The organism is Actibacterium sp. 188UL27-1, from assembly GCF_016901225.1.
Lineage (GTDB): Bacteria > Pseudomonadota > Alphaproteobacteria > Rhodobacterales > Rhodobacteraceae > 188UL27-1.
In genome coordinates this window covers 101,287-124,240 of sequence record NZ_JAFEUL010000001.1, presented here as the reverse complement: position 1 = coordinate 124,240, position 22,954 = coordinate 101,287, and the positions used below count along the sequence as shown (strand labels likewise).

Annotated in this window: 23 protein-coding genes; 4 read left to right on the top strand and 19 right to left on the bottom strand. The window is 60.1% G+C overall.

All coding sequences use genetic code 11. The features are described 5' to 3' along the window. Positions 1-28: 28 nt before the first annotated feature. The 5 genes from IU397_RS00640 to IU397_RS00620 form a co-directional block, all read right to left on the bottom strand. Positions 29-907 (bottom strand): F0F1 ATP synthase subunit gamma, encoded by an 879-nt coding sequence (locus IU397_RS00640; protein WP_204409511.1) that lies wholly within the window; start codon positions 905-907, stop codon positions 29-31. Positions 908-930: 23 nt separating this feature from the next. Continuing rightward, positions 931-2,469 carry a F0F1 ATP synthase subunit alpha gene (gene atpA / locus IU397_RS00635; protein ID WP_204409510.1) on the bottom strand — a complete coding sequence of 513 codons (1,539 nt, stop codon included), beginning with the start codon at positions 2,467-2,469 and terminating at the stop codon, positions 931-933. Continuing rightward, positions 2,469-3,029, bottom strand: a complete 561-nt coding sequence (locus IU397_RS00630; RefSeq protein WP_204410545.1) for a F0F1 ATP synthase subunit delta — start codon at positions 3,027-3,029, stop codon at positions 2,469-2,471. Before IU397_RS00630 ends, atpA begins: the two co-directional genes overlap by 1 nt. 260 nt (positions 3,030-3,289) lie before the next feature. Beyond that, positions 3,290-3,994: a hypothetical protein gene (locus tag IU397_RS00625; protein WP_204409508.1), complete on the bottom strand. Its 705-nt coding sequence runs from the start codon at positions 3,992-3,994 to the stop codon at positions 3,290-3,292. Between the two features lie 78 nt (positions 3,995-4,072). Then, positions 4,073-4,816: a methyltransferase domain-containing protein gene (locus tag IU397_RS00620; RefSeq protein WP_204409506.1), complete on the bottom strand. Its 744-nt coding sequence runs from the start codon at positions 4,814-4,816 to the stop codon at positions 4,073-4,075. A 63-nt stretch (positions 4,817-4,879) separates the two neighbouring features. Between IU397_RS00620 and gloB the strand changes: the two genes are divergently transcribed. The 3 genes from gloB (at position 4,880) to IU397_RS00605 (ending at position 9,142) form a co-directional block, all read left to right on the top strand. Further along, positions 4,880-5,644, top strand: coding sequence for a hydroxyacylglutathione hydrolase (gene gloB / locus IU397_RS00615; protein WP_204409504.1), 765 nt, complete (start codon positions 4,880-4,882; stop codon positions 5,642-5,644). 172 nt (positions 5,645-5,816) lie between these two features. Beyond that, positions 5,817-8,153 carry an ATP-dependent Clp protease ATP-binding subunit ClpA gene (gene clpA, locus IU397_RS00610; RefSeq protein WP_204409502.1) on the top strand — a complete coding sequence of 779 codons (2,337 nt, stop codon included), beginning with the start codon at positions 5,817-5,819 and terminating at the stop codon, positions 8,151-8,153. A gap of 173 nt (positions 8,154-8,326) precedes the next feature. Further along, positions 8,327-9,142 (top strand): M23 family metallopeptidase, encoded by an 816-nt coding sequence (locus IU397_RS00605; RefSeq protein WP_204409500.1) that lies wholly within the window; start codon positions 8,327-8,329, stop codon positions 9,140-9,142. Here the strand turns inward: IU397_RS00605 and IU397_RS00600 are convergent, their stop codons facing one another. From IU397_RS00600 to IU397_RS00590, 3 genes are all read right to left on the bottom strand, one after another. Beyond that, on the bottom strand, positions 9,143-11,215 hold the full coding sequence (locus tag IU397_RS00600) for a peptidoglycan -binding protein (RefSeq protein WP_204409498.1): 2,073 nt from the start codon (positions 11,213-11,215) through the stop codon (positions 9,143-9,145). Between the two features lie 11 nt (positions 11,216-11,226). Continuing rightward, complete coding sequence (locus IU397_RS00595; RefSeq protein ID WP_204409496.1) at positions 11,227-12,402, bottom strand: biopolymer transporter ExbB; 1,176 nt, start codon at positions 12,400-12,402, stop codon at positions 11,227-11,229. A 100-nt stretch (positions 12,403-12,502) separates the two neighbouring features. Beyond that, the gene (locus IU397_RS00590; protein ID WP_204409494.1) at positions 12,503-13,057 is read right to left on the bottom strand and encodes a gamma-glutamylcyclotransferase; all 555 of its coding nucleotides are present in this window, start codon (positions 13,055-13,057) and stop codon (positions 12,503-12,505) included. A 75-nt stretch (positions 13,058-13,132) separates the two neighbouring features. Between IU397_RS00590 and IU397_RS00585 the strand changes: the two genes are divergently transcribed. After that, positions 13,133-14,107, top strand: coding sequence for a DUF2125 domain-containing protein (locus tag IU397_RS00585; protein ID WP_204409492.1), 975 nt, complete (start codon positions 13,133-13,135; stop codon positions 14,105-14,107). A gap of 1 nt (position 14,108) precedes the next feature. Here the strand turns inward: IU397_RS00585 and IU397_RS00580 are convergent, their stop codons facing one another. The 11 genes from IU397_RS00580 to lepB form a co-directional block, all read right to left on the bottom strand. Further along, positions 14,109-14,954 carry an extensin family protein gene (locus IU397_RS00580; RefSeq protein ID WP_204409490.1) on the bottom strand — a complete coding sequence of 282 codons (846 nt, stop codon included), beginning with the start codon at positions 14,952-14,954 and terminating at the stop codon, positions 14,109-14,111. Further along, positions 14,951-15,862: a prephenate/arogenate dehydrogenase family protein gene (locus IU397_RS00575; protein WP_204409488.1), complete on the bottom strand. Its 912-nt coding sequence runs from the start codon at positions 15,860-15,862 to the stop codon at positions 14,951-14,953. The genes IU397_RS00580 and IU397_RS00575 overlap by 4 nt, the downstream gene beginning before the upstream one ends. Further along, positions 15,859-16,938, bottom strand: coding sequence for a histidinol-phosphate transaminase (hisC, locus tag IU397_RS00570; RefSeq protein WP_204409486.1), 1,080 nt, complete (start codon positions 16,936-16,938; stop codon positions 15,859-15,861). Before hisC ends, IU397_RS00575 begins: the two co-directional genes overlap by 4 nt. Before the next feature lie 102 nt (positions 16,939-17,040). Continuing rightward, positions 17,041-17,661, bottom strand: coding sequence for a 30S ribosomal protein S4 (gene rpsD / locus IU397_RS00565; RefSeq protein WP_204409484.1), 621 nt, complete (start codon positions 17,659-17,661; stop codon positions 17,041-17,043). A gap of 187 nt (positions 17,662-17,848) precedes the next feature. Next, positions 17,849-18,862, bottom strand: coding sequence for a Hint domain-containing protein (locus tag IU397_RS00560; RefSeq protein WP_204409477.1), 1,014 nt, complete (start codon positions 18,860-18,862; stop codon positions 17,849-17,851). Between the two features lie 187 nt (positions 18,863-19,049). Next, a complete protein-coding gene (recO, locus tag IU397_RS00555; protein ID WP_204409475.1) occupies positions 19,050-19,808 on the bottom strand; it encodes a DNA repair protein RecO in 759 nt (252 codons plus the stop codon). Then, the gene (locus tag IU397_RS00550) at positions 19,808-20,134 is read right to left on the bottom strand and encodes a DUF1491 family protein (protein WP_204409473.1); all 327 of its coding nucleotides are present in this window, start codon (positions 20,132-20,134) and stop codon (positions 19,808-19,810) included. Before IU397_RS00550 ends, recO begins: the two co-directional genes overlap by 1 nt. Before the next feature lie 9 nt (positions 20,135-20,143). After that, positions 20,144-21,082, bottom strand: a complete 939-nt coding sequence (gene era, locus IU397_RS00545) for a GTPase Era (RefSeq protein WP_204409471.1) — start codon at positions 21,080-21,082, stop codon at positions 20,144-20,146. Then, the gene (gene rnc, locus IU397_RS00540) at positions 21,079-21,765 is read right to left on the bottom strand and encodes a ribonuclease III (RefSeq protein WP_204409469.1); all 687 of its coding nucleotides are present in this window, start codon (positions 21,763-21,765) and stop codon (positions 21,079-21,081) included. Before rnc ends, era begins: the two co-directional genes overlap by 4 nt. Beyond that, the gene (locus IU397_RS00535) at positions 21,762-21,980 is read right to left on the bottom strand and encodes a S26 family signal peptidase (RefSeq protein WP_204409467.1); all 219 of its coding nucleotides are present in this window, start codon (positions 21,978-21,980) and stop codon (positions 21,762-21,764) included. Before IU397_RS00535 ends, rnc begins: the two co-directional genes overlap by 4 nt. 85 nt (positions 21,981-22,065) lie before the next feature. Beyond that, positions 22,066-22,860 carry a signal peptidase I gene (gene lepB / locus IU397_RS00530; RefSeq protein WP_204409465.1) on the bottom strand — a complete coding sequence of 265 codons (795 nt, stop codon included), beginning with the start codon at positions 22,858-22,860 and terminating at the stop codon, positions 22,066-22,068. Positions 22,861-22,954: the final 94 nt, after the last annotated feature.

Sequence of the window (22,954 nt, the reverse complement as noted above, 5' to 3'; positions counted from 1 at the left end):
CGACCAGGATCCCAGGGGCCGTAACACGTTACAGCGCCTCTGCACCCGAGATGATCTCGATCAGTTCCTTGGTGATCGCGGCTTGGCGGGAGCGGTTGTAGACCACCGTCAGCTTGTCGATCATGTCACCGGCATTGCGGGTGGCATTGTCCATTGCGGACATCCGCGCGCCCTGCTCAGACGCCGCATTCTCCAGGAGAGCGGCAAAGATCTGCGTGGCGACACCACGGGGCAGCAGGTCGGCCAGGATGCCTTCCTCGCTGGGTTCATAATCATAAAGCGTCGACGCTTCGGCGTTTTCATCCGGGGCATCGAAGGCTGCGGGGATGATTTGCTGTTCCGTCGGGATCTGGCTGATCACGCTTTCGAAACGGTTGTAAAAGATCGTGGCAACGTCAAACTCACCTGCCGCGAACATACCCATCACAGATTTGGCGATGTCCTGGGCGTTTACGTAGCCGACGCGCTTGACCTCTGTCAGATCCACATGGTCAACGAAATGCTCCCCAAAATCGCGCTTGAGCTGTTCGCGCCCCTTCTTGCCGACGGTAATCATCTTGACCGTTTTGCCAGCGGCGAGCAATTCGGTGGCCTTGGCGCGGGCCAGTTTGGCGATGGAGGAGTTGAAGCCGCCGCAAAGGCCGCGTTCCGCCGTCATGACGACCAGCAGATGGACGTCATCCTTGCCGGTGCCGCGCAACAGAACCGGCGCGCTGTCACTGTCACCGACCGAGGCCGCGAGGGAGGCCATGACCCCGTTGAACCGCTCTGTGTAAGGGCGGCTCGCCTCGGCAGCTTCCTGGGCGCGGCGCAATTTTGCGGCCGCGACCATCTGCATGGCCTTGGTGATCTTGCGCGTATTCTTAACGCTCTCGATCCGGTTTTTCAGATCCTTAAGGCTGGGCATTTAAGATGTCCTTTCCCAAGCCCTTAGGCGAAATCGGCGGCAAATGCGTCAAGCGCTGCTTTGATGCTATCGGCCAGATCACCGGAAACCTTGCGGTCATTGTTGGTGATGTCGTCCAGCAGATCCTGGTGCTTGCCGCGCAGATGGGTGATGAGGCCCTGCTCATAGCGGACCACGTCGCCGACAGGCACTTCGTCGAGGTAGCCGTTGGTGCCGGCGAAAATGACGCAGACGATCTCTGCATTGGTCAGCGGCGAATATTGCGGCTGCTTCATCAACTCGGTCAGGCGCGCACCGCGGTTCAGCAAACGCTGGGTCGATGCATCGAGGTCAGACCCGAACTGGGCAAATGCAGCCATTTCTCGGTACTGCGCCAGTTCCAGCTTGACCGGTCCGGCGACAGATTTCATCGCCTTGGTCTGGGCAGAGGAGCCCACGCGGGACACGGACAGGCCGGTGTTCACGGCAGGACGGATGCCCTGGTAGAACAGTTCCGTTTCCAAAAAGATCTGACCGTCGGTGATCGAAATCACGTTCGTCGGAATATAGGCAGACACGTCACCAGCTTGTGTTTCAATAATCGGCAGCGCAGTCAGCGACCCGGATCCATTGTTTTCATTCAGCTTGGCCGAACGTTCCAACAGACGGGAGTGGAGGTAGAACACATCACCGGGATAGGCTTCGCGACCTGGCGGACGGCGCAGCAGCAATGACATCTGGCGGTAGGCCACGGCCTGTTTGGACAGGTCGTCATAGATGATCAGCGCGTGCTTGCCGTTATCGCGGAAATACTCGGCCATGGCGGTCGCAGCGTAAGGTGCGAGGAACTGCATCGGCGCAGGGTCAGAAGCGGTCGCGGCGATCACGATGGAATAGTCAATCGCGCCGGTCTCTTCGAGCTTTTTCACCAGCTGTGCCACGGTTGAGCGTTTCTGGCCCACAGCAACATAAACGCAGTAGAGTTTCTTGCTCTCATCATCGCCAGCTGCGTCATTATACGACTTCTGGTTCAGGATCGTATCAAGCGCCACGGCGGTCTTGCCGGTTTGGCGGTCACCGATGATCAATTCGCGCTGGCCACGACCGATCGGGATCATGGCGTCAACGGATTTCAGGCCGGTGGCCATGGGCTCATGCACGGATTTGCGGGGGATAATGCCCGGCGCCTTGCTGTCGGCCACACGACGTTCAGCCGCCTCGATGGGACCTTTGCCGTCAAGCGGGTTGCCCAAACCGTCAACCACACGACCCAGCAGGCCGGGCCCCGCGGGCACGTCCACGATGGATTTGGTTCGTTTGACGGTGTCGCCTTCCTTGATGTCCCGGTCAGAACCGAAGATCACGATACCGACGTTATCCACCTCAAGGTTCAGGGCCATCCCGCGAATGCCGCCGGGGAATTCGACCATCTCACCAGCTTGCACATTGTCGAGGCCGTGCACACGGGCGATCCCGTCACCGACGGACAGCACGCGGCCAACCTCGGCAACTTCGGCCTCCTGGCCAAAGTTCTTTATCTGCTCTTTCAGGATCGCAGAGATTTCTGCAGCTTGGATAGCCATTATCCGACCTCTTTCATCACATTCTGGAGGTTGGCGAGTTTCGAGCGGATCGAACTATCGATCATCTTGGAACCCACCTTGACGACAAGACCGCCGATGAGGCTTTCATCGACGGTCGTATTCAAAATCACATCCTTGCCAACCTGCTCTTTCAGAGTCTTGGCGAGGGCTTTTTTCTGGTTCACGGTCAAGGGCTGGGCCGAGGTTACCTCAGCCGTCACTTCACCCTTTTCATCGGCGATGCGCGCTTGAAGAGCTGCCACAAGCTGCGGCAACGCGAATAGGCGGCGCTTGTCGGCCATGAGCCCCAGCGTGTTGGTGAAAAGAGGGCTCAACTCCATCTTTTTGGCAACGGCTGCAATCGCGGCGCCCTGCTCACCACGCGAATAGACCGGGGAGGAGATCATTGCGCCCAGTTCGGGGCCAGCCTCCAGGGCATCGGACATTGCGTTGGTATCGTTTTCGAGGACAGGCAGCGCCTTGTCGTCTTTGGACAGTTCAAACAGCGCGGCGGCATAGCGCTGTGCAATACTTGTGGAAATCGAAGCCGTCTCTGACACGTCCACCCCTTTTGTCTCGTTGGCCACCGGACCCATCCAGATCCTGCAGCATCGCCCCATGACGCCCAGCGCGTCTCAAAGTCGTGGGGGATGTAGCAGACGCCTCTGACCCCCGCAACTCCTCAAAATGGGGGTGTTTCAGAATGCTTTCGCATATCATTTCCGTTATTTTCCTCGAAAAGCGGGCCGTCTCAAATCGCTGCGACCCTTTGAAGCTGGATCGCAGCGGGCACGAGTCGAGGTGTTACCAGCGTCGCGAGTCAGTCGCTGGCAAGCCGCATGGCCTCCCGCGCGTATCGCTCAAACAAGGGCTGACTTTTCCGCGCCAAGATGATCCCGGCCATGTAGGGTTCCAGGGGTTTCTCCACCAGAAAATAAATCATGTCCAAACCGCCGGACTTCCGCAGGTCAGACCAAATCTGACGGTCCAGCATTTTCAGCTTGCGGCTGCCCTTTGAGGCGCGCTGTGCAGTGCCCTGGAACAAAGCGAGGGAGATCGGGATGCCAACCCCGCTTGCAGTCGTACCAGCCGAAATTCCAAGTTTGGTCGCCAGTTGTTTGAAGGCGGTGGAGGCCGCAACCTTCAACGCCAGTCGGGTGGCCAGCTTTTTCGCGATCGCCTTGGCGATGGCTTTACCGGCCATCCCCGGTGCCACGGAGGCACCTGCTTTCTTAGCCGCATCAAGCGCGAGATCTTCGGGCAGAAACTCGTAATATTCCACAATCACACGTGTGATCGCAGCCGTCAGCGGATTGCCGGCAACGCTGATGCTAGTGTTGACCGTTTTGGTCAGTAGGCCCCAGAGAATTTCATTCTCTGTCCCGATCTCAACGATACGGTCGGTTCCGCGAACCCCCAGCCCCTCGGCCGTTCGTTCAATGCCACCAACGAAATCTTCACCAACCGATAAGGCACCTTCGCCCAAACCTTTTGCGACGCTCCACGCGTCATCCAATAGTCCCATAATCTATCTCCGAAACAAAGTAAGGTCGTGAAAAATAGTGGTTCAACGGTAACAGGTGCAGATCAGATCACAAGACTGTCACGCAGGTTCAGGCGCGGCCGGGGTCGGATCAAGCACGGCCAATGACCGGCGCACACGGTCGCGCACCGCCGTGCCGCCCGGCGCATAGACCTGCTTTGACGCCTCGACCATCAGCACGCCTCCGGCAAAGACCGATGACACCCGGCAGCCTGCATTTTCCCACATCGGCGCCGTACGCAGCCAGAACCGCTTGGACGACGGCGGACTGAAAAGCGCCGCCAAATGCCGTTCGGGCGCGAAATTGTGGCGCTTGAGCTGCGCCTCCAACTGGGTCAGCGTATAGGGCCTGCCGAACCCAAAGGGCGTTGCATCACGGCGCGCCCACAGACCCGAACGGTTGGGCACGATGAACAGAACGCGCCCACCAGGACCCAGCACGCGAAACGCTTCGTCCAGGACGCGCGCATTGTCATCGGATGTCTCCAGCCCATGCAGCACGATCAATTTATCGACCATGCCCGTCGACAGGGGCCAAAGGGTCTCTTCGCACAGGACCGAGACGTTGTCGCCATTGGCGGGCCAAGGCATTACCCCCTGTTGGCCCGGCATCAAGGCAATGACCCGCCGCGCATCCGCGAGGAAAGGCCGCAAAAGGGGAACGGCAAAGCCAAAGCCAGCCACGGTCTGGCCTTGAGCCTCGGGCCAGAAGGTAAGGACCTGATCACGGATCGCCCTTTGCGCGACCCGCCCCAAGGGCGTTCGGTAGTAAAAATTTCTCAGATCCAGCACATCCAGGTGCATTGCGCCGCGATCCCCGATCAGCAACTCTTGCGACAGACCATATCGTCAGCCACGGAAAACGCCATGCCCCTTGAGATCGTCACCATCCCCTGCCTGAACGACAACTATGCCTACCTTTTGCATGACGATGACACCGGCGCGACGGCTGTTGTGGATGTGCCCGAGGCTGGCCCGATCCAGCGCGAGCTGGCGGTACGCGGCTGGATCCTGTCGGACATTCTGATCACCCACCACCACCATGACCATATCGGCGGCGTGGATACCCTGCGCGGACCTGAGGTGCGGGTTGTGGGCGGCAAGGCAGACAGGCACCGCCTTCCGAACCTGGATCTGGAAGTCGAGGAAGGGGATTCGGTGTTTGTTGGCTCAGCCGAGGGCGAAATCCTCGACGTGTCGGGCCATACGGTCGGGCATATCGCCTTTCATTTTCCTGCAGCACCCGCCGTTTTCACTGCGGATAGCCTGATGGCACTGGGATGTGGGCGGCTGTTTGAAGGTACCGCTGATCAAATGTGGACCTCGCTGTCGAAACTTGCTGCCTTGCCACCGGAGACGTTGATCTGCTCGGGCCATGAATACACCCAAGCCAACGCCCGGTTCGCCATAACGGTCGACCCCAACAATGCTGATCTAACGGCACGTATCGAAGATGTGCATAAGAAAAGAGCGGAAAATCAGCCAACAGTGCCCAGTACTTTGGCAGATGAGCTTGGAACCAATCCGTTTCTGCGTGTGGACAATCCCGCGATCCGATCCCATCTGAACATGGAAACCGCAACGAATACAGAGGTTTTCGCCCATATCAGAGGCTTGAAAGATGCCTTTTGAACCGCCCCCTTGCGCGATCACTTTTTACGCATAAATCATCATAAACTTTGTGATCGGGCAGAAAAGACTTGAAGCCCGGGAAATCCCAACCAAACTTTAAGGTCATGAGGCCATGGTCAGAGACGGGTGCCTCGCGCGCCCCCTTTGGCCCTACAGGAAAGGAGCACGGATCGTGCCGTCGTTTTCAAACTCCCTGGAACAAGCCATCCACGCTGCCTTGGCGCTTGCCAATGAGCGTCGACATGAACTGGCCACACTTGAACATCTTCTTCTCGCCCTGATCGACGAGCCGGACGCTGCCAAGGTGATGCAAGCCTGTTCGGTCGACCTCACGGAACTGCGGGATACGCTTAACAAATTCATCGACAGTGATCTGTCCACCCTGGTGACGGAGATCGAAGGATCGGAGGCCGTGCCAACGGCCGCCTTCCAGCGCGTCATCCAGCGTGCGGCGATCCATGTCCAAAGTTCGGGTCGGACCGAGGTGACCGGGGCCAACGTGCTTGTTGCGATCTTTGCCGAGCGCGAATCGAATGCTGCCTATTTCCTGCAGGAACAGGATATGACGCGCTATGATGCCGTGAATTTCATCGCCCATGGTGTCGCGAAAGATCCATCCTTTGGCGAGACACGCTCGGTGACCGGCGCGCAGGATGTTGAAGAAGAAGGCACCAGGAGCGAAAGCGCGGGCGGCGGTGAAGAGGATGGCAAGGAAAGCGCCCTTGCCAAATATTGCGTTGATCTCAATGCCAAGGCCCGCAAGGGTGATGTCGATCCACTGATCGGGCGCGACTCAGAGGTCGAGCGTTGCGTGCAGGTGCTGTGCCGCCGACGCAAGAACAACCCCCTGCTGGTGGGTGACCCAGGCGTTGGCAAGACGGCCATTGCCGAAGGTCTGGCGCGCAAGATCGTGGCCGGTGAAACCCCGGAGGTTCTATCTGGCGCGACGATTTATTCGCTGGATATGGGCGCGCTCCTGGCTGGCACGCGGTATCGCGGTGATTTTGAGGAACGGCTGAAAGCCGTTGTGACCGAGTTGGAGGATCACCCTGATGCCGTCTTGTTCATTGACGAAATCCACACGGTCATTGGCGCCGGTGCAACGTCGGGTGGAGCGATGGACGCGTCCAACCTGCTGAAGCCCGCATTGCAGGGCGGCAAGCTGCGGTGCATGGGATCGACCACCTACAAAGAGTTTCGTCAGCATTTCGAAAAGGATCGCGCGCTTAGCCGGCGCTTCCAGAAGATCGATGTGAACGAGCCTTCGGTTGAGGATAGCGTCAAAATTCTCAAGGGTCTGAAGCCCTATTTCGAAGATCACCACGCGATCAAGTACACATCTGACGCGATCAAGACAGCGGTGGAACTGTCGGCGCGGTATATAAACGACCGTAAGCTGCCCGACAAAGCCATTGACGTGATTGATGAGGCCGGTGCTGCCCAGCATTTGGTTGCCGAATCCAAGCGGCGCAAGACAATCGGTACGAAGGAGATCGAAGCCGTTGTGGCCAAAATCGCCCGGATCCCGCCGAAAAATGTCAGTAAGGATGACGCTGAGGTTCTGAAAGATCTGGAGACAACGCTAAAACGCGTCGTCTTTGGTCAGGACGATGCGATCGAGGCTTTGGCATCCGCCATCAAACTGTCGCGTGCCGGACTGCGCGAACCCGAAAAACCCATCGGCAACTATCTGTTCGCAGGTCCGACTGGCGTCGGTAAAACCGAAGTCGCCAAGCAGTTGGCTGACCAGTTGGGCGTGGAACTGATCCGTTTCGACATGTCAGAATACATGGAGAAGCACGCCGTTTCACGGCTGATCGGGGCACCTCCCGGCTATGTCGGGTTTGACCAGGGCGGCATGTTGACGGACGGTGTCGACCAGCACCCCCATTGCGTGCTGCTGCTGGACGAGATCGAGAAGGCTCACCCGGACGTCTTCAACATCCTGCTGCAGGTCATGGACCACGGCAAGCTGACCGATCACAACGGTCGCGCTGTGGATTTCCGCAATGTTGTGCTGATCATGACCTCAAACGCCGGTGCGTCCGAGATGTCCAAAGCCGCCATCGGTTTTGGTCGCGACCGGCGCGAGGGCGAAGACACGGCAGCCATCGAACGGACCTTTACGCCCGAATTCCGCAACCGACTGGATGCTGTAATCAGCTTTGCACCCCTGGGTAAGGAGATCATCCTGCAGGTCGTCGAAAAGTTCGTGCTACAGCTTGAGGCCCAGTTGATGGACCGCAACGTGACCATCGAACTGACCCGTCCCGCCGCGGAATGGCTGGCCGAGAAAGGGTATGATGACAAAATGGGGGCCCGCCCACTTGGCCGCGTCATTCAGGAGCATATCAAAAAGCAACTTGCCGAGGAGTTGTTGTTTGGCAAGCTCATGAAAGGTGGCATCGTCAAGGTTGGTATCAAGGACGGCCAACTGGACCTACGCATAGACGAGCCGCAGACCCCGCAATTGTCGACCAAGAAACCACCGCTTTTGACGGCGGAGTGACGATTGTTGGCATATCAAGAAAAGGGCGCCTTGTTGCGCCCTTTTTTATGTGGGTTATCGCATTCACAGCCTCGTCACAGGATTTTACGATCGGATCCCCTGTACGATGCGAGCCCTCGGATAAATGTTACATCCGCCAGTATTTTGATCGTGATCCCACCGACGGCTCCGCCATGGACTATCGCTGTGGGACGTTGGCCAATGATGGCCATTCCGGCACCGATTTTGCCGTGCCGACAATCGCGGAGATGAAGCGCGGCGTTCCGGTTGTGGCCGTGGCTCCCGGCACAGTTACCGCAGTGCGGGACGGAATGGCTGACACCCCCACAACCACAGGAAACGCCGCCGAGGTCGCAGGGCTGGAATGCGGCAATGGGGTCGTGATACGTCACGAAAATGGTTGGGAGAGCCAATATTGCCACCTGAGGCAAAAAAGCATCCGCGTCAGCACAGGTGATAAGATTCAGATCGGTGATCCGTTGGGCCATATCGGGCTATCAGGCGAGGCATCCTTCCCCCATGTCCACCTCAGCTTGCGTCGGGATGGCCGCGATATCGATCCGTTTTCACCACAGCAAGGGACTGCTTGCGGTTCGGCAACGGAGCATCTTTGGTCAGAACTTCCAGAGTATCAACCAAGTGGGCTACTGAAGCTTGGGATTGCCGACCGGGTCCCGGAACTCATCGAGGTCGAAGGTGGTTTGTCCTCCGCCCCCACGATTGCCACCGATACACCAGCCCTAGTCATCTGGTCCTATACCTTTGCGACGAAGGCTGACGATATTGTGCAAACAAGGATCATCGGGCCCAACGGCGTCGTTGGTGAACATGATCAGAAATTGGAGCGCGGCCACGCCTTTTACCTCGACGCGTTCGGCAAACGTACACCGCCAGACAACTGGCCGCCGGGGATCTATACGGGGACGGTCAAACATATCCGGCACGGGAATGTCATGTCGGAAAAATCGGTCTCAATCGAGCTTCGATAACTATTTCTCAGTTAGTTTTAACTCGATTCGCCGATTTTGGGCGCGCGCCGCCGGGGTATCCGCAGCGTTGATCGGTTGATACTCACCAAAGCCATTGGCCGACAGCCGGGTCGGCGGAATGCCCAGATTTCGTGACATATAACGCACGACAGACAGCGCGCGCCCCTGGCTGAGCTCCCAGTTATCGGCAAAGGCACCGGTGCCACTCAGCGGAACGTTGTCAGTGTGACCGTCAACGCGGATGATCCAGTCAATGCCCTGTGGGATCTCATTCGCAACCGATTGCAGGATCTGTGCGATATTGGCGATCTGCGCGCGCCCCTCTGCCGACAGGTCCGCGCGCCCCGGGGCAAACAGCACCTCAGAGCTGAACACGAAGCGGTCACCGACGATACGCACACCTTCCTGATCGGCCAGGATTTCGCGCATCCGTCCAAAGAATTCGGACCGGTACGCAGCGAGTTGTGTGCTTTCTTCGCGCAGACGCTCCGCCTCCTCTCGCAGTCTTTCGGCTTCCGCTTCCTCCAGTACCGCACGCCGCCGCTCCTCGGAGGCGACGCGCGCCAAGGCCGCATTCAGCTGATTGCCCAAGGATTGGATCTGTACCTGCGCGTCATCCTCGCGATCGTTGGCATCATCCAGGATGACCTGGAGAGAGCCAAGTTGCGTACGTAAGGCCGCCACCTGCTCGTTCAAAAGGGCAAGGCGGCGCTGGTCCGCACCGGATTTTGCCTCCAGCTCCGCCAGTTTGGTGTTGGCGGTGGCCAGCAAAATATCCCGCTCTTCGCTATCGGTGATCGCCTCGCTCCTGGCGCGCTCTGCTTCCAGCTTGGCCGCCAGAGCCGCGGTCAACTGTTCCCGTATGGTGCCCGTATCGGTTGCGGCGGTGCGCAAAGCGGCATTTTCAGCTTCCAGATCGGCGAGGCTGCGCTGCAAGGAGGACACATCAGTCGCAGTCTGCTGAAGCGTTGCCAGCTGATCATCGCGGTCATCAACGGCGGATTGGAGCCTGTTCAACTCCGTCGAAAGGCGCAATCGCTCCGCCGCGCTGCTGGCCAGCGCTGTCCGAAGTTTTTCTTGTTCGGCCACCAGGGCGCTCTGACTTTCGGTCAATTGTGTCTGCAGGGTCGCGCTCTGATCATTGGCGCGCGCCAGATCCTGCTCGAATGTGTCGCCTTTCAGGATCGCGGCGGCCAAGCGGGCATTCAGATCCTCCTCTGCGGCCTGTGCAGCTGCCAGCAAGGTTAAGGTCTCCTCCGCCTCGGCGCGCTGCTGCTCCAGCGATAGGGTCAGCGCAGTCAGCTCAGTATCGGCCTGCTCCAGCCGCTCCCGCAACAGGCGGGCCGCTTCAGCTTCGGCAAGGCGCGTCTCCTCGGCTTCCGTCAGTTTCTCGGCCAGGTCGGCATTGGCCGTCTCAAGCGCAAGCAATTGCGAACTGCCAGCGGTTTGCGACGACCGCAAATCGGCCACCATGGCCTCCAACGCTTCGCGGCGAGCGGCAGCAAGACGTGCTTCTTCGGCGGTGGCGTCAACCTCATCACGGGCCGTGGCCAGAGCCAGCGATAGCGCGTCCCGCTCAGATGCCAGTTCCGCGCTGGCCGCTTCGGCAGTTTCCAGATCCGCATTCAGTTGGCGGTTCTGGGCAAGCGCATCATCCCGCGCCGCCAGCAGCGCGGTCACCTGCTGTTCAAATGTCGTGAGGGCTGTTCGCGCCTCGGCCAGTTGGCTTTCCTGCGTCTCAACACGGCTTGTCAGGGTCGCGATCAGCGCCGATTGAGTGGCGATCTCTTCCTCCGCAGCGCTGGCTGCATCGCCCAACCGCGTCGCCTCGGCCTCTAGTGCTGCACTGCGCGCACGCTCCAGGCCCAGCGTATTGGCGAGCCCCTCCAACTCTTCGGACAGGGTGTTCAACTCGCTTTCCTGACCGGTGATCGTTTCCTGCAAAATGAACTGCATGATCATGAAGATCGACAAAACAAACATCAGGACCAGCAACAGGGCCGTCATCGCATCCACGAAGCCAGGCCAGATCGAGCCAGAAAACCGGTTATTTGTCCGCCGCGCCAGCGACATGGGCGTTGCTCCTAGTGGGCTGAATTGCGCGTGCGTTGCAGCTCACGCGTGAGGGCCGCAAGATCTCCGCGCAACTCCGCCATGCTTTCCTGACGGCCGGCAGACAATTCTTCCAAGATGCGCAACATCTGGACGTCGATAGACCGCAACCGCATCCGGGCCTCTGCATCAGTGTCATCATTGTAACCGCCATCACCACGGGACCCTAGTGCATCGGCCACACGTTCCTGTGTCTGCGCCAAGCGCTCCAACCCCTCGGCCACGCCATGTTCCTTGTCCATCCGTGTGGTCAGTTCCGATACGGCTTCAGCGACCTGTCCCAGTTTTTCATCCACCAGCGCACGACGCGACTCCGACTGGACGAACATCTGGTGCATCGCCTCCATCTGCTGCCCCAGATAATCGACCAAGGCGCTGGCATTGCTGACCTCTCCGCCTCCTTCGTTTTCGGAGCCCGCATAGCCAATACGCGTGATCGACGACAGCCACTCTTCCAACTCCCGGTAGAACCGGTTTTGGCCATGACTGGCGAACAATTCCAGCAATCCGACCACCAGCGACCCCGCCAAACCCAGCAGGGACGAGGCAAAGGCCGTGCCCATGCCGCCCAATTGGGATTCAAGACCGGTCAGAAGGCGGCTAAAGACCTCCACCCCCTGATCACCTTCCTGCGGAGCAAGGGAGCGGATCGTGTCAACAACCGCAGGCACGGTCGTGGCGAGACCGTAAAACGTGCCAAGCAGACCCAGGAAAATGAGCAGGCTGACCAGATAACGGGTGATATCGCGGGCTTCGTCGATACGGGTGCCGACAGAGTCGAGGATCGACCGGGAGGATGTCGAACTGATCTGCATCAGCTTGCCACGGGACCGCAACAGGGCCGCAAGGGGCGCCAAAAGCCGTGGCGCCTCCGTATCCATCTGGCCCGGCGCGTCGAGCAAGTAAGCCTCGATCCATTTGACCGAGGCAATCAGTTGGAACATCTGCCAGAAACAGGCGAGCAAACCGATGATGAACACGCCCACAATCAGACCGTTCAAAAACGGATTGGTCCAGAAAACCGGGGCGAGTTGCGGATAAATCAGCGAAGCGCCGAAAATCACCAACGCGATCACGATGATCATCGTTGAAATCTGGCGGATCGGCTGCGTGAATTGCGGCTCGGCTTCGGTGTCGATCATCACCATGGACAGTTTCCGGTTCTGGTACTCTTGCTGCGACGATAGGTGAGCAGATTCGGTAAAACCATAGCCCCCATATCCCAAAATACCGTTTGATGCGTATATATCATGGCCGTTTTAGGGCGCGGACGCGACCATCCAGCCATTCAAGCTCAGGGTCCTGGATTCCCAGCTCCCGCAGGTGATCCACGGTGTTCCAAAGGTATTCGGTGTTGGGCCCGCGCCCCCCCTGCGCCCCGGCGATGATCTGGGCCTGACGTTCCAGATCCATGTCGCCCCGGTATTGGTCATGGGTCTGATCCACGACATAGGCCAAGGCCTGGGTCGCACGCCCATCTGCCAGATCAAGCGGGATCACCGCTTCGTAGTACGCTGACGAGATCAGTTCCCGCTCGCGCAGGGTGGCAAGGGTGTCAGCCTCGGCCCCCTCCGCCACCTTGAAGGCGACCCCGTGGCAGGAGGCACCCGCCAAGATGTCCAACGCCAGAACGAGGCCCGGCGCCTCAACACTGCCACGGTGGTGGATCGATGACATGCAAAAGCCGCGTCGATACCCGGACAGCATCGCGATTGCCTGCTCCGCCACCGGGAAGCCGGGGTTCCAGATCAGGCTGCCATAGCCAAAGACCCAAAGGGGGCAAAGATTTTCGGGGGCGGTCATACCAAAAGCATCCACTGGCGGAACAGAACACACCCCTCTAAGACCAATCGACAGGGGGCGCAAAGGGAACAATGCATGCTGACGCGACTATTGATTGCGATCTGTGCCGCGGGTGTCCTGTGGGGGGGCACGTGGTTCTGGGGACAAGGGAGCACCAAACGCGATGTAACAGACTGGCAGGCCGCCCGGCACGCAGAGGGATGGCAGGCAGATTGGGCAGATCATTCCGTTGCAGGATTTCCCAATCGGTATGATGTCACACTGACCGATGTCGCCCTGGCCGATCCGCAGACGGGATGGGCCTGGCGCGCCCCATTCTTTCAGGTGCTGCGCCTGCGCTATCGGCCGAACCATCTGATCCTGATCTGGCCTGAAACGCAGACTCTGCAAAACCCACATCAGACACTCACCATCACCAGCGAACAGTTCCGCGCCAGTCTGGTCTATGGTTCCGGTGATCCAGCGGTCATTGAGCGTGTGACCATCGTGGAGAACAACGTCGCCGTCGCCTCCACCACGGGATGGACCGTGACAGGGGCAGAACTGCGCATGGCCTCCAGACCCGGAGATGATCCGAAAACCGTCGATCTGGGCCTTGCGGGAACGGGGTTGCGTTTGACCGGCTTGCCGATCCCAGATGTTGGGGCCGCGATCAATGCCGATCTTACTGCCACCTTTGACCGGCCCTGGGATGCGCGGGCGCTGAATGACAGACGCCCCCAGATTGACCGCCTGACGATCCGCAACATCAATGCGCGACTGGGTCAGTTGACGCTGCGGATTGCGGGAACTCTGACTGCGGATCCCGATGGCCGGGCGGTAGGAGATGTGTTGGTCAAGGCCACGAACTGGCGCGATATCCTGGATCTTGCCGTGGCGACTGGCGCGCTTCCAGAGGCTGTTGCCCCACCCATTTCAACGGCTTTGGAAGCTGTATCGAAACTTGCCGGTCATCCCGACACGCTGGACATTCCGATCAGCTTCCAACGCGGCCTGACCCGGGTGGGACCTGTTCCCATAGGTCCCGCGCCATCGCTGCGCATCCCGTAGATCAGCGGCAATAGGTGCCGTTGCGATACCGGGCCGTATCAAAGTGAAAGTGATCCTGATGATAGCGGTCCGCATCGGGGCCCAGAACCGTCCCAAACGGTCCACATGCCGCGCTGTGTGCCTTTTTCAGGATCGGGCCCGCCTTCTTGTCCCGCCATCCATTCGAAACGGTGAGGGACGCGCCATTCTTGAGGTTGATGGCAGAAATATCGACCGCGCGGCCCCGCCCATGTTCCGAGATCTTCGCCCCGGGGCGATTATTTCGCGTGCGACACGAATAATGCGCTGCGATTTTCAACGACGCCACACCGCCGCCAGCACGCCCTACCGCCGGTTTCACCCCGTTCTCAACCCAACTGTTCAGCGCTTGCGCCGTGATGCAATCCACGGTGATTGCCGTGCTTAACGCGACACCGGCAACAGAGGTGACTTTAACAGGATCTGCCACCCCGCATCCCTTGATCCGGCCCGGGATCGGCGCAATCGTCTGTCCCCGGATGGACCGGATACCACAGACGGAGCCTTTCTTTGACTGGGTTACAGTGCCGGGTTGGCTGCGTTGCCCGCCAACCAATCGCTGAAACCGGCGTTTCAATCCCCGGGGGCGCTCCTTGGGCGGGGAAACCCGTGCCGCGCGGCTGGCTTGCAGGCCCTGCCGTTCGGCAGACGCGCGCCGCGAAGGATTGACCAGGTTGCGCACGGCTTGCGCGACACCGACCGTCGCCCGCCCCTCCACCGCCGTTCCAGGCCGAGACTCCGGGACCAATGACCTTTCCGGCGCATCGGCCCAGGCCGCATGGGACAGGCTGACCGCCAACAGAAAACCGGCAAATGTTCTAAAGCTCATCGCGTGCGTCCCCGTCCAAAATCCGGTGCGTCAGTGTCTTGCCCCGCTTCAACGATGCCGCGCCGGATCGCGCGGGTGCGGGTAAAATAGTTCTGAAGATGCGCGCCGTCCCCGGTGCGAATCGCCCGTTGCAAGGCGAATAACTCTTCGGTGAATCGCCCCAGGATTTCCAGGGTAGCATCTTTGTTAGTCAAAAACACATCGCGCCACATCACCGGATCACTGGCCGCGATGCGGGTGAAATCCCGGAAACCGGCGGCGGAGTACCGCACAACCTCGCTATCAGTGACACGCCTCAGATCATCCGCCACGCCGACCATCGTATAGGCGATCAGATGCGGTGCATGGCTCGTGACCGCCAAGACCAAATCATGATGATCAGCATCCATTTCCTCGACATTCGCGCCCATTCCTTCCCAAAGCTGCCGCAGACGCATAACAGCGGCGGCATCCGTGCCGGGGCGCGGCACCAATAGATGGAAACGGTTGTCAAAAAGCTCTGCAAAGCCTGCGCGCGGCCCCGACTTCTCGGTTCCCGCAATGGGGTGACCGGGGATAAAATGCACATCATCGGGCACATGGGGCCCGACCGCATCCATCACAGCGCGCTTGACCGACCCCACATCCGTGACCGTCGCACCGGGCCTCAGATGGGGTGCGATCTCAGCTGCCAATGTGGCCATAGCCCCGACAGGCACACATAAAACAACCAGATCCGCATCAATCACGGCTTCGGCCGCCGTCTCGGTCACGCGGTCGCACAGATCGTCATCACGGGCAATCTGCCGGGTTTCTTCCGACCGGGCCGTGCCAACGATTTCACCAACCAGATTGCCGCGGCGCATGGCATGACACATGGAAGACGCGATGAGGCCCAGCCCGATCAACGCGACGCGGTTATAGATCACGCGCCTTCCCTCCACCGGGTCAGCGCGGTGATCACCCGTCCTGTTTGGTCTTCGTCACCCACGGTAATGCGCAATCCTTCGGGGAAACCGTAGCCACCGACCCGGCGCACCAGGATCCCGTCGGCCTGAAGTGCGGCATCAACGGCGGTCGCTTCGGCCTCATCCGCCAGGCGGGCCAAGACGAAATTGCCATGCGCCTCATCGCAGGCCCATCCCAATTGACGCAAGGCCCCGGTCAACCGCGCCCGTTGTGCGCTGTTCAACGCCGCGCAGTTTTCCACCCAAACCCTGTCCCGGATCGCCGCCTCAGCGGCAGAGAGCTGCAGGACCGACAGGTTAAAGGGCTGCCGGATACGGGTCATCACGTCGATCATCTCGCGATCCGCATAACCCCAGCCGATACGCAAACCGCCCAAGCCATAGATCTTGGAAAAAGTGCGCGTCATCAGGACGTTAGGCCGCGATCCGGCCAGCGCCGTGCCGCCATCATACCCGTCGGCATATTCCGTATATGCCCCATCAAGCACGATGACGATATCGTCCCGCACGGCATCAACCAGGCGTTCAAGCTTCGATACCGGCACCATGGTTCCGGTGGGGTTACCCGGATTGGTCACTAAGATGACCCGGGTACGCGGGGTGACGGCCGCAATGATCGCGTCAATATCCACCTGGCGTTCGCGTTCGGCGACTTTGACAGCCGTCGCGCCAGCCATGTGGATCAGAACGGGATACAGCGAGAACCCGTGTTCGGTATGAATGATTTCATCGCCTGGGCCGGCAAAAGCCTGCGTCACGAATTGCAACACTTCGTCCGAGCCCACACCACAGATCACTCGGTCCGGGTCCAGCCCATGGACCTCACCAATCGCCAGCCGCAGGCCTGCATGGTCGGTCGAGGGGTAAAGATGCACACCCGCCGCAGCCTTTGCCAATGCCGCCAAGGCAGAGGGCGGCGGACCCAGCGGGTTTTCGTTAGAGGACAATTTCAGGACATCGGTGCGGCCCGCGATGGCCGATTTTCCCCCCTGATACAGGGCAATATCCATAATTCCCGGCTGTGGTGTGATCCCCATGGTGCCTCCGGTGGTCAACCCGGCCTGTCTAGACCGAGCCGTGCCAAAGAAAAAGAGCCGCGGGAAGCGGCTCTTTCGCACAACTTCACCGCTGAAACGGTCTTAGTTCTGTGCGTAATATTCGATGACGAGGTTCGGTTCCATCTGAACCGCGAACGGCACGTCACCCAAGCCCGGTGTCCGCACGAATGTTGCGGTCATCTTGTTGTGGTCGGCTTCGATATAGTCGGGAACGTCCCGCTCGGGCAGCTGCGTCGCTTCGATCAGCAGCGCCATCTGGCGAGATTTCTCACGAACAGCGATCACGTCGCCTTCTTTCACACGGTAAGACGGGATGTTCACGCGCTGACCGTTCACCTCCACATGGCCGTGGTTCACGAATTGACGTGCGGCAAAAATGGTCGCCACGAATTTCGCGCGATAGACAACGGCATCCAGGCGGCGCTCCAGCAGACCGATCAGGTTCTCACCTGTATCGCCCTTGACCCGCTCGGCCTCGGAATAGATGCGGCGAAACTGCTTTTCGGTCAGATCACCGTAATGCCCCTTCAGCTTTTGCTTGGCGCGCAACTGCAGGCCAAAGTCCGACAGCTTGCCCTTGCGGCGCTGACCGTGCTGGCCGGGGCCGTATTCACGGCGATTGACGGGGGATTTGGGGCGGCCCCAAATGTTTTCGCCCATGCGGCGGTCGAGTTTGTACTTGGCAGAGGTGCGTTTGGTCACCGTCTGATCTCCTTCGGTTGCGGGCGCCAAGGCGCCAGATGTGAAGGGCGTTGTCCTTTGCCGTGGCACTGATGCACCGGGCCGACAGGCATCCCCTTGCGGGGGCCACCAACACCAGAACCCTAGATATCTCTAGAGAAGCAGCGCTTGTATACGGCGAGGCGCAGGTGTCAATACTCTTGCAGCGTCAATGTAGGCGGTGGCCCAGGATCACAGCCTCTGACAGGGTCAAGACGCGCCGGGCCGTCGGGCGTTGACGCCCCTCAGGCAGGCTCCAATCCGGGAAAACCTTTTCCAAAGCCGCGCGATCTTCGGCCTCAAGAGCCGAGAAATCGGCGACCTGGGGATCAAAACTCTCGCATGGAACACCGGCAGCCCACAGGATCTCATGTTGCTCCATGGCAAGGTGAACATAGGTGACGTGATGCAGGCGCAGTTCGGTCGCGACACCGGGCTGGGTCAACAGATCTTCGGCCCGGACCAGCACTTCTGGTGTATCGAACAGCGCCCGCGCGCCTGGCCCCTCAATCATCACCCGATGGTCGGGAGAGACCAGCAAATCCCCATCAGGGCGGTCCACGCCGATGGATCCAGCGCGCAACCGAATGGGCCGCTGGTGCGGTGCGTCATACAGATCCGCACCGCTGAAATGTCGGGCGCCGCGCCAACAGATGGACTGGGCCCCGTTATCGCGCGTCAACACTTTGTCACCTGCCCGCAGCCGCTCCACCGGTACAGGGCCGCGCGGGGTGCCGATTGGTGTACCCTCGACAAAACAAATGACCCCGCCATTGCCCCGGGCCATGGGTTTGCGCCGTGTGGCTTGGGTGACCAGCAAAACAGTTCCCGGTTGCGGTACTGGTCCGTCAAACACAAGATGCGTGGCCAGCCGCCAACAGGCAAACGTCGTCGCGCCGTCGGTTAACTCAAAATCAGCGCCACCGGTTGGGGCCGGTTGTGGATCCGTCGATGACAGCCCCGTCAGGCGGGCGGCACGGGCCGCCGCGCGTGTTGATAGCGCCGCCTTGCCATTCGGATCACCCAACCGGATCAGATCTGTCGGGCCATCGATCCGGTCAGGGCTGGCATGGAGCGTAACTTCCGCGCCAGGATTTAGTGGGGGCGCAGCAAGGCCACGCACGCCATCAATCGCAATATCCTGCCAATTCACAACGAACACGCCACGCAGACCGTTAAACATAACGGCCTCCACGCGCGCGAAGAGGGAGGTTCAACCTCCACCACACCTGATTATTCATAAGTCTGCCCAATACCCACGGGCGCCGTTTGCCAGCGTCCCTTTACGGGAGCAAATGTAACGAGATTGCACCGTCCGGGCGAGTGCAGAACAGCAACAATCCCGCATTATCAACGGCATGGCAGAGGTATTATGGCGTTTCTGACTGCGTATGGCCTGACAGATCTTCTGACGGGCGCGACAATATCTTGACCAACCGGGTCCGGGCTTGCGGCAAAGGCTTGTCGCCCAACGACGGTCGCACGTGATGTTCCAGGAAATGACCGGTCGTGACCAGCCCCTGCGCGATCTCTCCCGGCGCGGGCAATCCACCCAACAGGCAGGCCGGAAGGGGGAGCAAACGGTCAGCCCAAACGCCGGCCCCTGCCGCACTGACCGCCCGGCCCGTACGGGGGGAGACGTAACGCAGATCATCGACCGCACCGGTGGCAGCACATTGACCAAGGTCCAGGCCAAACCCCATCTCCTCCAGCAGCGCCAATTCCCAACGCAGGTAGGCCAGGGGCCACAATTCGCTGTGTCCCAGCAGGTCCAACACCGTTTGGGTCTGCGCGTAGAGCGCGGGATAGCTTGCGCGTTCCGGCAGCGCGAACCCCAACAGGGCCGAGATCGCGTTGAGCCCGGCCAAAGCCGCCCGATCCGCCATCACAGCGGCAGAGCGGCTTCGGAGCGGTTCAACACTGTAGACGCCCAAGTGATCTTCAAGGCGGGCCCGCCATTCGACCTGTAACTGGGCACCCGGCTGCAAAACGGGGTGCATCTTGCGGCTGCCCCCGCCGCGCACAACACCTGCATGGCGGCCATGCTCGACCGTAAAGACATCAATGATGGCCGCACTTTCACCATGGCGACGGACCGACAGCAGCACGCCTTCGTCGCGCCATTCCATCACTCCAGCCCCGGCTGATCCAGCAGATGACGACCCTGGCGGCTCTCGACCTCGATCACCCACAGGTCAGGGTCAAAGCTGCGCTGGCGGGTGATCGCCGCGTCAACCTCGGTCTCGGCACCTTCGGCCAGCACGTCCCAGGGGCGAGAGCCGTCCATGGCCATGACCCGCTGAAAGACCTGCGCCCGCCCGTCCAATGTGGCCAGCTTTACCAGAACGGCACCCGCCGTCGCATCGCCCCGCGCCACGATGAAGGCCGGGATCAGATCCAGATCCAGCCGCCGCAGATAGGCATCGACCCATAGACCAGAGGTCAGTCGGGCCATCATGGCACGTTACGCCCCATCCTTGAAATCAAGGCCCATCTCGGCATAGCGCTCTGCCTCGTCCAGCCAACCGGGCCGGACCTTGACCTGCACGAACAGATGAACGCGCCGATCCAGGAACTCTTCCAGTTCCAATCGCGACGCCTGACTGACCCCTTTCATCGTCTCACCCTTATGGCCCAGCAGGATACCCTTGTGGCCATCACGCGCCACATAGACGATCTGATCGATCTTGACAGAGCCGTCTTTGCGCTCTTCCCAGCTCTCGGTCTCGACCGTCAGCTGGTAGGGCAGTTCCTGGTGCAGGCGCAGGGTCAGCTTTTCGCGCGTCATCTCAGCGGCAATCATGCGCAGGGGCAGATCGGCGATCTGATCTTCGGGGTACATCCAGGGGCCGTTGGGCAAAGTCTCGGCCAGCCAGGTCCGCAAATCGGTGACGCCATGCCCCTTTTCGGCAGAGATCATGAAGGTCTGCGTGAACGGGTAAGCCTCGTTCAACTTTGCCGACAACGCCAGCAGCACTTCGGCTTTCACACGGTCGATTTTGTTGATGGCCAAGGCGACGGGATGATCACCGGCCCGGTCGGCCAGGGAATCGATAATCGCCTGCACCCCATCCGTCAGGCCGCGATGGGCCTCGACCAGCAGCACCACCAGATCAGCATCCGCAGCCCCGCCCCAGGCAGCGGCGACCATGGCCCGGTCCAGCCTGCGGCGCGGACGGAAAAGGCCCGGCGTGTCGACAAAAACGATCTGGGTCGCGCCCTCCATCGCCACGCCGCGGATCCGGGTACGGGTCGTCTGCACCTTGTGGGTGACAATGCTGACCTTGGCACCCACCATACGGTTCAAGAGGGTCGATTTGCCAGCATTCGGCTCTCCGATCAGGGCGACGAACCCGGCGCGGGCCTGTCCCTCCGGCCCGCCAACACGGTCATAATCTGTCATGTCTCGGTCTCCATCCGCGTCAGAAGGTCGGCGGCAGCGGCCTGTTCCGCCTGGCGTTTCGAGCCTGCCACAGCCTGGGCCTGCGCGCCATTTGCCAGCTTGGCCGCAATCGTGAATTGCGGCGCATGGTCCGGGCCGTCGCGGGCCACTTCCACATATTGCGGCGGGGGCATCTTGCGGGCCTGTGCCCATTCCTGCAAGGCAGTTTTGGGGTCACGGGCGTCTTCTGCGACCCGCCCGATGCGCGCGCCCCAAAGCCGCATCACCATATCCCGGGCGGCGGCAAAGCCCCCATCCAGGTAGACCGCGGCGATCACGGCCTCCATGGCGTCGGCCAGCAGCGCATCCTTGCGTCGTCCGCCCGATAGCATTTCAGAGCGGCCGAGCTTCAGCACATCGCCCAGCCCGATATCACGGGCAACGTCAGCGCACGCCTCCTTGCGGACCAGGGCGTTGAACCGGGGCGCCAAAAGCCCCTCATTGGCGGCAGGATCGGCTTGCAACACGGCCTCGGCCATCACAAGGCCCAGCACGCGGTCGCCCAAAAACTCCAACCGTTGATTGTCGGCCCGCTCTCCGCTGGCCAGCGATCCATGGGTCACCGCCTCCACCAGAAAGGCCGGGCGCGCAAATCGGTATCCCAGCCGGTCGGAGAACTGGTTGAGTTCAGCGGACAGCTTCATCGCAACGTCCGAAACAGGCGCCTGGGCTGTCCGTCGAGCCAGACCAAGATGAGATCGGCCCGCCCGGTCAAATTCTCCATCGGGACAAAACCGGGCCCGCCAGGCGACTGCGGCACACGGCTATCCATTGAGTTGTCCCGGTTATCCCCCGTAATGAACAGGTGGTTTTCCGGCACCTCAAACAGGGAGGTCTGGTTCTGTCGCGCGGATTTCATATCAGCGCCAGATGCATAAGGCGAACGTCACACCACCAAACCGGCACGCACCGGCGGCCCCAACCAAAACCGATCAATGCCCGGATCAATTGACCGCCTTGAAGAACCGATCTGACCGCCATGTCCAGAAAAAGAACAGCGACTTGCCGCCAGAGGAGAACATGATGCGGTCTGCTCGCCCGATTAGATTTTCATAAGGCACGAAACCAACCCCGCGGGAGACCTGGCCGACGCGGCTATCGGTGGAGTTATCGCGATTATCCCCCATCAAAAAGTAATGACCCTCGGGCACGGTAAAGACTGGGGTCTGGTCCTGCTGGATATTCAGGAACTGACCGGCACTCAAAACCTCATAGGACCGACCCTCGGGATTGGTCTCCACGAACTTGTCCTTGATGCAGGTGCCGCCGACGCCGACAGGCGCATTGATGCATTTTGGGGTGATGTTTTCGATCCCCTGGGGTTCATAGACCTCTTCAAAGGTACCCGCGGGTTCGGTTTTCAGGGCCGTCCCGTTGATATGCAGGATGCCTTCCTTCACCTGAACCCGGTCGCCGGGCATGCCCACCAGGCGCTTGATGAAATCCTGATTGTTTACCGGATGGCGGAAAACGACAACATCGCCCCGCTCGGGCTCGCCGCCCCAGATTCGACCATCAAAGGGGCAGAACGAAAAGGGGCAGGAATGCTTTGAATATCCGTAGGCCATCTTGTTGACGAACAGGAAATCCCCGATCAATAGTGTCTCTTTCATGGAGCCCGACGGGATCCAGAAAGGCTGGAACAGAAGCGTGCGAAACACCCCGGCGATGAGCAACGCGTAAACCACCGTCTTCACGGTCTCTATGAACCAGTTCTCGCTCGCCTCGGTGGTCGACATATGCGGGGTGCCCCTGTTTTCTGTGCTCGCGCTACATGATGGCGCATCCGGGTGAAGTCAAGAAACGTGCGGGTGACCGCGGCCCTACCGCGCG